The organism is Paenibacillus cymbidii (assembly GCF_004764705.1).
In the GTDB taxonomy this organism is placed as follows: Bacteria; Bacillota; Bacilli; order Paenibacillales; family NBRC-103111; genus Paenibacillus_AN; species Paenibacillus_AN cymbidii.
In genome coordinates this window covers 30,875-43,709 of record NZ_SHLX01000010.1, presented here as the reverse complement: position 1 = coordinate 43,709, position 12,835 = coordinate 30,875, and the positions used below count along the sequence as shown (strand labels likewise).

At 60.3% G+C, this 12,835-nt stretch carries 8 protein-coding genes; 1 reads left to right on the top strand and 7 read right to left on the bottom strand.

Features of this window, described 5'->3' with window-relative positions; translation table 11 throughout:
* Nucleotides 1-47: 47 nt before the first annotated feature.
* From EXY20_RS15190 to EXY20_RS15180, 3 genes are all read right to left on the bottom strand, one after another.
* Nucleotides 48-1,160 (bottom strand): sialidase family protein, encoded by a 1,113-nt coding sequence (locus EXY20_RS15190; RefSeq protein WP_135552522.1) that lies wholly within the window; start codon nt 1,158-1,160, stop codon nt 48-50.
* A gap of 48 nt (nt 1,161-1,208) precedes the next feature.
* On the bottom strand, nt 1,209-3,374 hold the full coding sequence (locus tag EXY20_RS15185) for a helix-turn-helix domain-containing protein (RefSeq protein WP_135552520.1): 2,166 nt from the start codon (nt 3,372-3,374) through the stop codon (nt 1,209-1,211).
* A gap of 206 nt (nt 3,375-3,580) precedes the next feature.
* On the bottom strand, nt 3,581-5,026 hold the full coding sequence (locus EXY20_RS15180) for a hypothetical protein (protein ID WP_135552518.1): 1,446 nt from the start codon (nt 5,024-5,026) through the stop codon (nt 3,581-3,583).
* A 582-nt stretch (nt 5,027-5,608) separates the two neighbouring features.
* Here EXY20_RS15180 and EXY20_RS15175 point away from each other — a divergent pair.
* Nucleotides 5,609-6,622: an ABC transporter substrate-binding protein gene (locus EXY20_RS15175; protein ID WP_328592540.1), complete on the top strand. Its 1,014-nt coding sequence runs from the start codon at nt 5,609-5,611 to the stop codon at nt 6,620-6,622.
* A 74-nt stretch (nt 6,623-6,696) separates the two neighbouring features.
* On the opposite strand, the gene EXY20_RS15170 is transcribed toward EXY20_RS15175, so the two are convergent.
* The 4 genes from EXY20_RS15170 to EXY20_RS15155 form a co-directional block, all read right to left on the bottom strand.
* Nucleotides 6,697-8,913: a dihydroxy-acid dehydratase domain-containing protein gene (locus EXY20_RS15170; protein ID WP_135552516.1), complete on the bottom strand. Its 2,217-nt coding sequence runs from the start codon at nt 8,911-8,913 to the stop codon at nt 6,697-6,699.
* 31 nt (nt 8,914-8,944) lie between these two features.
* Nucleotides 8,945-10,402, bottom strand: coding sequence for an alpha-ketoglutaric semialdehyde dehydrogenase GucD (gucD, locus tag EXY20_RS15165; protein ID WP_135552514.1), 1,458 nt, complete (start codon nt 10,400-10,402; stop codon nt 8,945-8,947).
* Nucleotides 10,403-10,918: 516 nt separating this feature from the next.
* Nucleotides 10,919-11,788 (bottom strand): fumarylacetoacetate hydrolase family protein, encoded by an 870-nt coding sequence (locus EXY20_RS15160; protein ID WP_135552512.1) that lies wholly within the window; start codon nt 11,786-11,788, stop codon nt 10,919-10,921.
* A 158-nt stretch (nt 11,789-11,946) separates the two neighbouring features.
* Complete coding sequence (locus tag EXY20_RS15155) at nt 11,947-12,714, bottom strand: IclR family transcriptional regulator (RefSeq protein ID WP_135552510.1); 768 nt, start codon at nt 12,712-12,714, stop codon at nt 11,947-11,949.
* Nucleotides 12,715-12,835: the final 121 nt, after the last annotated feature.

Genomic DNA, 12,835 nt, shown 5'->3' with positions numbered 1-12,835 from the left:
AACGAACGGACCGGGGAACTTTTCGCCCGATCCGCTCCCTTACCGCTTTAGACGACCGACAGCTTCACCCAGCGGATGGCGCCGACTCCGCCTTCGACCGCCCAGAACGCTACGAACCAGGCGCCGTCCGTCAACCGGCACAACGTCGGCGCGCCGAACTTCAGCTCGGCAAAATTATGGACCATATCGCCGCCCGTCTGCGTCAAGCCGGACAACCGGCTGCCCCAGAGCGGCGCGCGCTCCTCGTTGATCCATTCGTCGCCGTCCAGCCGCGACACGTTCGCCCACAGCCCCGGTTCGTCCATCCGCCGGTACACCGTCAGGATGCGGCCGTCGTCCAGCTGCGCCATATTCAGCGTCTGCCCGGACAAGCCGGTGGAACGCGGCGGCGCAAATGTCCGGTTCGTCGCCCCCGTCACGGCGTAATGATTCGGCAGGTCGCGGGCTTCCGTCTCGTTGTACACCCAGGCGGCGGCAAGCAGCCGGCCGTCGGCAAGCTCGATGATTTTCGACTCCCAGTAAATAAGCTGTTGCTTCGGATCCGCCATTACCTCCAGATAAGCCGGCCACGTCGCCCCTTGATCGTTCGATTGCAGCGCCACCGCCTTCATGCCGTTCGGGCAATAACCGTCCCAGCCGCGCCACGTCGATGTCGGCAGCAGCCAGCTGCCGTCGCGGAGCGGGACGATGGGCGACGTCATCTCGAAGCTCGGGCCGACCAGCGCCGGTTCGATCGTTTCCGGCTCCGTCCAGGTGCGGCCGCCGTCGCGGGAACGAAACAGCAGCAGCTCCACTTCGACGAAGCCCAGATTGTCCGGATTGGCAAGGCCGTGGCCCGTGCGTTTGCGATCATGGCGGATGGCAAAAGCGACAATCTCCCCGTCCTTCCCGTGCGACAGACGGCATACATCGGAAGTAACCCGATCGGGCGTACCGGGATAGAGCCTGCCTTCGAACGTCCAGGTGCGTCCTTGATCGGCGGAGCGGGCGAGGCACGCGTGCAAATCTTCCGCTTCAAATGCCTGCCCGATGCAAAAAGAGGCCAGCAGTTCCCCGTTCTCCAGCCGGATCACCGACGGAAAATACGCCTGCCTGCTGTACACGTGCGGAACCGGATTGCGGTGCAGAATGCCTTCGCCGAGCAGTTGAATGGTTGTCATCGAAACATCTCCTCTTGGATGGGAACGATTGTACGATCGGGCGGCCGGTCACGAGGGCCCGTCGTGATTCCGGCTGAGCGCCAGCTCGCGGTAATCGGACGGCGTTATGCCCGTGCTTAGCTTGAACACTTTGGTGAAATAGCTTTTGTTGTTGAAGCCGACGCTGCTGCCGATATCGGTCACCTTCATTTGCGTTTCCGCCAGCAGCCGTTTGGCTTGTTCGACCCGATACTGGCTCAGGTAATCGACCATCGTCGTGCTGTAGCGCTTTTTGAACAACTGGCTGATATACTGGCGCGTCACGCCGACATGTTCGGCAACCTCGTCCATGGAAAAATTGCTGGCGTAGTGCTCGGCGAAATAGCGCTCGACCTTTTCCACGTATTCGCTTTTGGCGGCATCGCCGGCTTCCGGCCTCGTCTCGATCGGCAACGAGCGGAATTTATCAAGCAGAAACTGCTTGACCGAAACGCTGTTCATCATTCCGAGATCGGCAATCACGTCGTTGATTTCGTTGAGGAAGGCGACGCTCTCCCGGTCGCACAGCCGAATGAGCAGCGAGATGCACAAGTACAGATTGCCGTTGAACTCCATAACGCTGCGATTTTCCGAAAACATCGAATGCAGCAGGTCGGTGTACGCTTTTTCGTTGCGATGCAGGATAGCCAGCTCCAGCTCGTCGGCGGTCGGGTCTTTGGCCGACCCGCCGCATTCGTCCTCCGCCGGCAGCTTGCTGTAGCAGCAGATGCGCTGCTCCGGCGCATAAATGCGGCTCATGTTATAGGCATACAGAGCCTCGATGTAGGAATGGTTAATCCGCTCCAGCGGATAAATGCCGCCGACGCTGACCGTTACCCGTTCCGCAACCGCTCCGTCGAGACAATCGGCGAGCGCCGAAACGAACGAATCGACATGCGGTTGCGGCAGCCGTATGAGCGCAATGAGCTGACGGCCGTCTTCGTCGAACAGGTCGAAGGCGAAATGCCGGCCCAGCGCTTCTTCGATCGGCTTCATCCGGCCGTCCGCATCCGGCGGCCGAGCGGCGCCGTGGGCATGATCCGTCAACAGGACAACGACAAGATTCGTCCGGTAGTCCCGCAAATACAGCTCGATATCCGCGCTGCGGGCGAACCGGTTCCGGATCAGGCTCAGCAGCAGCGTTTGCTGCAAATACCGCTCGCTGTCGTTCAGCCGGTGATGCAGGTGGCTGTTCGAGCGGACGACATCCTCGAATACGGTGCGGATAAAGTCGAACTCGTTGGCGGCGGCAAACTTGCGGCCGGCGCTCGCCGCGATTGAGGCCAGAATCGTTTTGACCGGCTTGTACAGCTCCTTGGCCGCCAGTTGAATGATCCCGACGATCAGCAGCGTCACGACGACGAGCAGCGCAATCATCGCATCGCGCGTGCGGTATACTCCTGCGTACAGGTTGGAAACGTTTACCTCGCCGACCAGCTTCCAGCCGATCGAGCCCAGCTTGTAGCTGTCCTGGACGATCCGGTCTTTGTGCCGCTCGGACTCGCGGGCCGGCTCCGCGCCGGCATCGTGCCGGTAGACGATGCGACCCTTCTCGTCCGTCAAATAGTACCGGTATACGTCGCCGTCTCCGTTCAAAGGCTGCAGAAATTCGTTGTACACCTTCTCCACGTCGACGGTGAACAGCAAGTAGCCCTGGTCCTCGTAGGCCGGAAGCTTGGCGATGACGGAGGCAACCAGCTTCTGCGCGCCGCCGCGCAAGACGCTCCGGGTTTCCGTCACCTTCAGCTGGTAATTGTCCATGCCGGCAATGTCGGACTTGATCGATTCGAACGCCGTCCCCTTCGTTTCGTCCAGCAAGCCGTAATTGTACAACAGCAACGAATCATCGGTTTCATTGTAGAATGCGATTTGATCGAAGTACTGGTTATACTGGCTTCTGCCGGCGAAACGGCCCAAGCTGTCGAATATCGCCAGCCGATCCGACGTAAACCGCGTCTTCGCATATTGTCTGTCCGTCATGCCGGAGTATACAGCTTGTATCATCTGGTCCAACGTTTTCTCCAGGAAGGCGCCGGTGCGGATCATTTCGTTTTCGTTCTTGGAATTGACAAGCGTAATCGATTGGCGAAGAAAGACGTTCATGTTGTACAGGTTCGCGATCAGAAAGGGAGGGACGGCGATCAGCAGGAGCAAGAACATCACTTTGTAATGGTAGGCTCTGACACGAAAGTTCATCCAAACAACGGCCCCCTTTTTGGATGTGTCGGACGGTTGTAGCCAAATTATCCCGCCATTCCGGGCGAAGATCAACCATACAATTGGAAACAACGGTAGCAAAATCCGCCAGTCCCCGCTTCGGAAGCGCGAAGGCGCGAAGAGCGGCCCGGCAACGACTGCCGGCTCCGCTCTTGTGCAGGTTCTATGGAGCTGCAGCCGTACCGCTACCCGCGAAACCGGAACGAATACAGATCGGCGTCGCGCATCGCGATTTCCATTGTGACCGGCTTGCCGGCCAGCGCCGCAACGTCGCCCCCGGCAAACGCAACCGTACGATCCGGGCTGTCACCGAACAACTCCGTCGACACCAGCGTGACATCGTCCGCCATCAGCTTGACGTGCAAATAGCCCAGCGCGGAAGTCGCCATGTTCAGCGTAAGCTCCTTCCCGGCAAACACGAACGGTTTGGTGACGATTCGTGCCGGCTTGTAAGGCGCGCGATACGAAACGAAGCCGTCAAGTCGCATCGTGTACCGCCGCAGCTGCGAAGGCTTCCGCCCCCAATGGTTGTCGAAAGCGTACAGCGACAATTCGTTCGGCGCATACGGCAGCGCGCTCGGCGTTTCGATCAAGCCGAGCGCCGGGTAGCAGTCGCCGTACACCCAGTTGTATTCGCGCTCCGGCCCCGGCGTCAGGAACGCCTCGTCCCAACGGTTCCAGCGTGCGCCGTCGCGGGACGACATGAAGACGCAGTCCGTTACCGTGAGCCCGTAGCGGGGATGTATGTCCATCCGCTTCAGCCTTCTTTCCTTTCCGGGCAACTGGTCAAAATTCGGCGTCCATTCCTTCTTCTCCACATACCTCGAAGGAAAACCGATGAACATGTGGTCTGCCCGGTAGTAAGGCTGCGCGACGCTCGTGTAGAGCGGATACTCCTCGCTGTCGCCGAAATCGAGCGGCACGGGAATCGACCACGTGCGGAAATCGTCGGACACCATCCAGCGGACGTCCCGTACGCCGGCGTTCAGATCGTCGCCAGGCACATTGTGAAAATCGCGCAAATAGCAGCGATACTGCCCCGAATGCCGGTCCCAGAAAGCGATGTTCAGCGAATCGAACTTGCCGTGCTTCGTCATCGGCCATGCTTTGCGGAAATGAATGCCGTCCGGGCTCGTGAAACACCACAAATAATGGTCGTCGCTTTTGATCCGGAAGCCGTCGATGCCGACGCCTTTGTAACGCTCCTCCGGCGGGCAAGCGGGATTCGAGTCTTTAAACACGGCAAAGTTGTCAAATTTGGCGGTGTTGTGGTCGAGAATGATGTTGTTGTTCGTGCTGCCTTCGAATTCGCAAATGCCGAGATTCGGCTTGATCCAGTGGATGCCGTCCGTGCTTTCGGCATAACAAACGTAAACGGGACGCTTCGACATCGCGGACTGCTCCTCGTTCAGCATGTCCCAGCCCAAATAGTACATCCGGTACAACCCGTCGTCCTTGACGATGTTGTGGTACGTGCAGCCGTCGCCTTCCCACGGCGCGTCGTGCTCCAGCACCACTTCCCGCGCTTGCGGACGGTGCAGCGTACGGACGGCCGTCGTCCGCTCCGCGTCCAGCAGCGTTTCGTCCCACAGCACCTCGCGCCTGCCGCCAATGTGAATCGGTTCCGTCATTCGGCTTTGCCCCTTCTCATAGATAATATGGTAATACCACTATTGAAAAAGCGCTGTTCCCCTCCATTATCGCCGGATGCCCGGGCTCAGCACAATAGCATTATTTGATGGTCGGAGTAGCATAAAATGAGGGTTGTCGAGCACACGGGTCAATAGTAGCGATGCCGATGACGGGCTGAAATCAGCCTTTTTCTGGCCACCGCTCGCTGAATTGAGCTTTAGCGCATGTTTCATGCGCTGCGGCTGCGTCACGGGCCACGCGTGGGGCATTTAGCGCATGTTTCATGCGCTGCGGCTGCGTCTCGGGCCACGCGTGGGGCATTTAGCGCATGGCAGCCTTTTGCGTGCGTGACGTCTTTGCGATCAATTGAGCCGTTTGTGCGACCGTTCTTGCTCATAATGTTGTTCAATGCAGCAATCGCACAACGGCTCCCCCCTATATAAAATGGTTGCCGTATTATTGTCCCGTCGCGCAATTGACATTGATAATGATAATTGTTATCATTTACATCGACGCTTGTACTTTTGCTTCCGTTCCCGATCGGAAGCCTGCTAGAAGAAGATTAAGGAGGATTTCCCTTGTTGTCCAAAAAGAAACGAACCGCAGCCATTATGCTAAGCATCGCCGCTTTGTCGCTGAGTCTTGCGGCATGCGGCAAAACAGCCGACCAATCGTCGCCTTCTCCATCGCCCGCGCCGACGGCTTCTCCGTCCGCGTCCGCCGCGGCTTCCCCATTCACCGCCGCTTCGCCAACGCCTGCCAAGGAGCGAACGCTGACGGACGGGCTCGGCCACCAAGTGAAGATCCCCGCCCAGCCGAAAACGATCATCGCCTCTTATCTGGAAGATTATCTGGTAGCGCTTGGCGTGAAACCGGCCGCTCAATGGAGCGTCGCCAACGGCATCCAGGATTATTTGCAGGGGTCGCTGAAAGGCATCCCGACGATTGCGTACGACTTGCCGTTCGAAGCGGTGTCCAGCTTCAATCCGGATTTGCTGATCATCGGGCCGAACAGCACCGTCGAAGGCGGCAAGTACGATCAATACAACAAGATCGCGCCCACCTTCGTGCTCGGCGACGAAGTGAACGGCGACTGGCGCAAGGCGCTGGCCAAAATAGGCGAAGTGCTGGGCAAAAACGACGAAGCGAAGAAAGCGCTCGACGATTACAATAAAAAGGCCGCCGATGCCAAAGCGAAAATCCAGGCGGCCGCGCCGGGCAAGTCGATTGCCGCGATCTGGCTCGTATCGAAGCAGTTTTTCGTCGTCAGCGACAAGCTGTCGAGCGGCAACGTGCTGTATCAGGATCTCGGCTTCAAGGTGCCGGCGGCCGTCACGGAGTTGGCCGCAACGGGCAAGGCGAGCTGGAACCCGATCTCGCTGGAGAAGCTGGCGCAATTGGACGCGGATTTTATTGTGCTGATCAATAGTGACGGCAGCGGCGCCCAATCGCTGCAGGATGCGGTCTGGAAGTCGATCCCGGCGGTCAAGAACGGCAAGATGTTCGAGTACCCGGCCTCCTCGAGCTGGTTGTACTACGGCCCGGTGGCCAGTTCGCAAATGGTCGACAACGTCGTCGCCAATGTAGCGAAGTAACGGTGGCAAAAAAATCGCCAATCTCCCGGCTTCCCGGCCGGAGGATTGGCGATTTTGATTGGTTGCGGCAACAGTCAGCCTTCGGCGCTTGCCGCCGCTTCGTTCTGCTTTTCGCCGGCGAACGGGAGGTCCGCTTCTTCGGCGACTGCCAGCGGCACAACGCCGCGCGACGCGTCGGTGCAATAGGCGAAGCGGTTGGACGCCGCCACCCGCTTCTGCCGCTTCGCGAGCCGCTCCTGCCGGTCCTCGCTCAGCGCACAGCGGACCGGGTCGGCCGCGAGATCGCCGGCGAACGGCACGGCGATGCCGTCGCGCACGAACCGCGTTTCGTCGAGCAGCTCGATCCGTTTGGCGCGGAAACGAAGCAGCAGCACGTCGCCCTGCCGCAAATACAGCAGGCCGCCGCCGCGTTTCGCCTCCGGCGTCACATGGCCGATCGCAGCGCCGTACGTAACGCCGGAATAACGGCCGTCGCTGATCAGGGTGGCGATCCGGCGCAGCTGCCGGTTCGCGTTGATGTGCTGCATCGGCGTAAACATCTCCGGCATGCCGTATGCTTCAGGCCCCTGGCCGGAGATGATGATCGCGAGCCGGAGTATATCTTCGCGCACCATGAAGTCGAACAGTTGGTCGTAAGGCAGCCCCGCGGCTTCCCCCGCATGCTGCGGCGCATTCCGCTTCACCATCTGCAGCATGACCAGCCGGTCGAAGTCGCGCGTCTTCTTCAACTGCTCGAGCAAATCTTTGTCGAGCAGCCGCTCGTTGGCGGTATCCTCGTTTTCGTAGTACACGACGAACGCCGCTTTTTCATCGAACGAGTCGAGCTGCTTCGTTGGCATTCCGCTGATTTTGACCACGGCGCTTTCGAAGAAGTTGCCCCGCAGCACGTCGACGCCGCTGAAGCTGCGCTGCGGCTTGCTCAGGATCACTTGCGACTCCGTCACCCCGTCCGCGCTCAAGTTCGTCGTGTCGGCCAGCCGCTCGCGCCACGTTTGCCCGGTGACGGTCGGCGCGTCGACGTCCATCGGCACGCCGCAGCGGAGCAGCTCGTACATCAGCGTCTCCATGCCGCGGATGGCGCCGGAGCAGCATTGCTGCGCCAGCGTATAAATATCGCGCCCCTCCGTCAGGCTGTAGTCGAACAGATCGGGAATCTGGTGCGACAAGTGGATGCGCTCCACGTCCCACAGCGAAAAATCGTACCCCGCATACACCATCGCGCCAACCATGTGCATCATCAGATTGGTCGACCCGCCGCCGGCGCTGTGAATGCGGACGCCGTTGGCGATATTCGCCCGCAGCACGGACGCAACGCCGAATTCCGGCCGGTTCACAAGCCCGAACAACGCGTCGACCGAAGCGTTCACCTGCTGCTGATTGGGCGGCGCGACGAGAAATTCGACCGCCGGATGGACGAAGCCGAAACCCGCGGTCAAATCGCGCGAACTGTTGCCTGTGCCGTGAAACGCGCAAATGCCGCCTTTGCTGTCGCACGTGTTGACGGCGAGCCTTTTTTCGAAATCTTTGTGCTGCTCGTGCGTAATCAGGCCGTGCTCGACGACCCGCGTCAATACGCCGTGGAAAGCGGTGTTGGACGAGCACTGCAAAATATACGCCAGCGCATCGCGAATATCGTCGGCCGTATCCTGCAGGCCGCGCCGCTCGGCCTGTTCCGCCACGGCAAGCAGCTCCCGTCGCAGGTCGTCCGGAATCGTGCCGCCCTTCAGCACGTGCGTCGGCGAAAAGGTAGCAAACACCGGCGCTTCGCCGCGATCCCGGCGCACCCGGTCGAGATGCGCCAGCCCGCTCAGCACGCCGAGCGGCTGCTTGTCGCAGCCCTGGATGACGAAGGCGCCGTGATAGCTGTGCGCCTCCATCTGATTGACGACAATCTCCGCGATAGCGTTGCGGCTTTGCAGCGAATACGACATGCCGGCCGTACTTTGCGCCGTACCGTCGCACAACACCGGCGTGGCAAAATAAAACGGCACCCCGCCATTATGCCAGATGCGCACCGCCGCTTTGGCGACGGTTTCCAGATCGAGAATGTGCGCCGGGTGATCCGACGAGCCGCCGATAATCGCAATCCGCGGCGCGTTGCGCTCCAGCCGGTCGTAAATATTCGCCTGCGTCCAGTCCGGCGCCAGCCCGCGCCCGTCCGCGCCAAGCAGCTGCTTCGCCCGGTCGAGCAGGCCGGCCACGGTGATCGGCTCGTTCGCTTTGGCCTGCACGTTGTCGCGATACGGATTCACCGGCGTCCGGACGACCGGCCCGTTCGATTGCGTCTCCATCGATGGATTCCCCTTCCCGCGGCTTTTGCGCCTACGCCTTGACGAACACCGTTTTGATCGCGGTATAGAACTCGATCGCCGCTTGCCCCTGCTCGCGCGAATGCGAGCTCGACATTTTCATCCCGCCGAACGGCGCCTGCAGCTCGACCCCCGCCGATTCCGCGTTGATGCGCACGAGTCCGGCGTCCATGTTCTGCACGAAGTTCAGCATGCCGCCGATATTGCGGGTGAAAATCGAGGCGCTAAGCCCATAACGCGAATCGTTCGCCGCTTCGATCGCTTCGTCCACGGTGTCGACCTTGATCAGCGCCAGCACCGGCCCAAAAATTTCTTCCCGCGCGATCGTCATGTCGCGGGTGACGCCGTCGAACACGGTCGGCTCGACGTAGAAGCCGTTTCCGAGCTCGCCCTCTGTCACCCGGCCGCCGCCGCACAGCAGCTCGGCGCCTTCTTCCTTGCCTTTGGCGATGTAGTCCAGCACCGTGTTCAGTTGCGACTGGCTGGCGCAAGGCCCCATCCAGGTCGAGGCGTCCAGGCCGTTGCCGACGCGCAGCTTCTTTACCTTGTCGACCAGCTTGGCGCGGAACGATTCGTACACGCCGCTTTGCACGATGACGCGGCTCGTTGCCGTACATTTCTGGCCGGTCGACTTGAGACCGCCGCTGATCGTTGCGTCGACGGCGAGATCGAGATCGGCGTCCTCGAGCACGACGACCGGGTTTTTGCCGCCCATCTCGAGCTGGTACTTGGCGCCGCGCGCCAGCGCCCCTTGGCCGACGTGTTTGCCGGTTTGCTCCGAGCCGGTGAACGTGATGCCGTTGATGTCGGGATGATCGATGATCGCCTGCCCGACAGCCGAGCCGCGGCCGATCACCAGGTTCAGCACGCCTGCCGGCAGGCCGGCTTCATGGAAGCACTCGACCACTTTGGCCGCGGTGACCGCCGTTTCCTGCGCCGGCTTGAACACGACCGTGTTGCCGTAAATAAGGGCGGGCGCGATTTTCCAGATCGGGATCGCGACGGGGAAGTTCCACGGCGAGATGACGCCGACCACGCCGAGCGGCGCCCGCGTCGTGAACATCAGCGCTTCGCTGTCGGTCGACGGGATGACGTCGCCGGTTTTGCGCATGCCTTCGCCCGCGTAGTAGCGAAGAATCGCTACGCCGCGCGCCGTTTCTCCTTTGGCTTCCGGCAGCGTTTTGCCCATTTCGCGCGTCATCGTTTCGGCGATTTCGTCCAGCCGCCGCTCCAGCGCGTTTGCGATGCGGAACAGGACGTCGCCGCGCGCCGGCGCCGCCAGCTTGCGCCAGGCGGGCGCCGCCGCTTTGGCTGCCGCGGCCGCTTCGTTAAGATCGGCGGCGTCCGACAGCTGCACGTAGCCGACGACTTCGCGCGCGTCCGCCGGATTGACGCTCCCCTCGGTGCGCCCCGACGCGCACGGTTTCCATTCTCCTCCGATGTAGTTCACATATGTTTTGGCTTCTGTCATGGTTAGCTTCCATCCTTCCGTTATGGCCCATAAAATCGGGCTTATTTTCGAGTTTTGGGGTGCCTCCGCGGAAATAGCCAGTGAAAACATGGCTTATTTTGCTCCGGAGGGCTCGAAATTGGCCATTCCCGCCAAATAGCCAGTGGAAATATGGCCTATTTTGCGGGGGAGGCCTGTTTTTGATGAAATAGGCCATAAAAGATGGCCTATTTTGAAGGAGGTCCCGTTGGCGGGCCCAATGTTGCAGGTTAAGCGGCAATAGCTGTTTCCATTCGCCAAACCGCCGCTGCAAGGCTGAAATCAGCCTTATTTCGCCAACAATTCGCCAAACCGCCGCTGCAAGGCTGAAATCAGCCTTATTTCGCCAACAATTCGCCGAACCGCCGCTGCAAGGCTGAAATCAGCCTTATTTCGCCAGCAATTCGCCAAACCGCCGCTGCAAGGCTGAAATCAGCCTTATTTAACTGTCTGCGAATATACATGAGATGCGGCCGGCGACCCGCCGACGGCGCAAACTTACGCCACCGGATTGCTGAGCGTGCCGATGCCGGAAATGTCGATGTCGACCCGATCGCCGCTTGCCAGCGTAAACTCGTTCGGCGGCACGATGCACGTCCCGGTCAGCAGCACCGTCCCGGCAAAAATAACATTGTCGCGCCGCAGGAACGACACCAGTTCCTCCAGCTTGCGCTTGAGCTGGCCGGTCGACGCCGTGCCTTCCACCACCTTTTCGCCGCCGCGATAAATGCGACACGTAATTTGCAGCGCATACGGGTCGCTGACTGCATCGGCCAGCAGCACAGCCGGGCCGATCGCGCAGGAGCCGCGCCACATTTTGGCCTGGGGCAAGTAGAGCGGGTTCTCCCCTTCGATATCGCGACAGCTCATGTCGTTGCCGATCGTGTAGCCGACGATCGTCCCTTGCTCATCGAGCACGAGCCCGAGCTCCGGCTCGGGAATTTGCCACTCGGAGTCGCTCCGCAGCGACACCGGCTGCCCCGGTCCGACCGTGCGCGCCGCCGTCGACTTGAAGAAAATTTCCGGCCGTACCGCATCGTACACTTTATCGTAAAAGGTGGTAGCGTCCAGCTTGCCGCCGGTAGCCTCGTAATTGCGGGCGTCGCGGCTGCGCTCGTACGTAACGCCGGCGGCCCAAACTTCCGGCGCCACTACCGGCACGAGCAGCGGCAGCGTTTCCATCGACTCGCCGAGCGGCGCCGAACGTTCCGCCTCCTGCCGTGCGTATGCAAGTGGAGACACTCCCGCCTGCCTGGCTTCCTCCACAAGCGCAAGCAGGTCCGCTTGCGGCAACACGTGGACGGCTCCCGAATCGGCAACCGCCGCCAGTACGGCCCGATCGCCTTGTGTAAACCGGATGATGCGCATCCGTCTCCAACTCCATTTCGTTTGATAATGTCAAACCCTGTTTTCGAAATAGCTCACAAAAATGCCCTTCCGCTGCCTAAGTCCAAAGACCCGGCCAACTATCGATGCCCCGACCGCCGCCAATCCGCGCACAATCGCCAAGTTCCTGATTCCGACCATTACCGCGCAATCAGCCCGTATCCCATTTTGGCGGAAAGCTCGTCTGTCGTCTGGCGAAGCTGAACGATCAAATCCTCCAACTCGGCGTCACCGACCGAAGAAACAAGCGTCGAAATGCTGACCGCCGCCACGACAGCTCCCTTGTGATTGCGGACCGGCATCGCCACGCAGCGAACGCCCGGTTCGTTCTCCTGGTTGTCGATCGCGTAGCCTTGCCGGCGAATGCGCTCGATTTCCTCGAGGAACCGCTCCTTATCGGTAATCGTATGCGCCGTTTGCCGAAAAAAGTCATACCCCTCCAGCAGCCGCTCCGTCTCTTCCGGCGAACGGAACGCGACCAGCGCTTTGCCGACGCCGCTGCTGTGCAGCGGGATGCGGCGGCCGATCTGCGAGTAACGAATGGCGGCGCGAGCTCCTTCCACCTTGTCGATGTACACGCCTTCGTGCCCGTCGGGAATGACAAGATGCGTCGTTTGCCCGGTTTTGGCCGTCAACTCCTGCAGCAGCTTGCGCGCAATCGTCCGAATATCGAGCCGCTGCAGCACAAGATGGGCCCGTTCCAGCAGCTTCATGCCGAGCCGGTACTTGCCCGACTCCTCGTCCTGTTCGATGTACCGGTGCTCCTGAAGCGTCTTCAGCAGCGAATGAACGGTGCTTTTGTGCAGGCCCATCCGTTTGCTGATGTCGGTAATTTTCAGTTCGTTGTCCGTTTCGTCGAACAGGTCGAGAATGCGCAGCGCCCTGTCGAGCGATTGAATGATCGGCATGCTTCGTTACGCTCCAGCTTCTGTTTGATAATATAAAACAACGTTCTCAAATTCTATTATACGTCCATCCGCCAAAAAGAGACAACCGCCAATTGTGCCAAAATCCACACTTCGCACGGTC

What these genes read in the sequence shown, in the direction of transcription:
- EXY20_RS15190 (WP_135552522.1), bottom strand. Translation starts at nt 1,160, where the DNA reads ATGACAACCATTCAACTGCTCGGCGAAGGCATTCTGCACCGCAATCCG.
- EXY20_RS15185 (WP_135552520.1), bottom strand. Translation starts at nt 3,374, where the DNA reads ATGAACTTTCGTGTCAGAGCCTACCATTACAAAGTGATGTTCTTGCTC.
- EXY20_RS15180 (WP_135552518.1), bottom strand. Translation starts at nt 5,026, where the DNA reads ATGACGGAACCGATTCACATTGGCGGCAGGCGCGAGGTGCTGTGGGAC.
- EXY20_RS15170 (WP_135552516.1), bottom strand. Translation starts at nt 8,913, where the DNA reads ATGGAGACGCAATCGAACGGGCCGGTCGTCCGGACGCCGGTGAATCCG.
- gucD (WP_135552514.1), bottom strand. Translation starts at nt 10,402, where the DNA reads ATGACAGAAGCCAAAACATATGTGAACTACATCGGAGGAGAATGGAAA.
- EXY20_RS15160 (WP_135552512.1), bottom strand. Translation starts at nt 11,788, where the DNA reads ATGCGCATCATCCGGTTTACACAAGGCGATCGGGCCGTACTGGCGGCG.
- EXY20_RS15155 (WP_135552510.1), bottom strand. Translation starts at nt 12,714, where the DNA reads ATGCCGATCATTCAATCGCTCGACAGGGCGCTGCGCATTCTCGACCTG.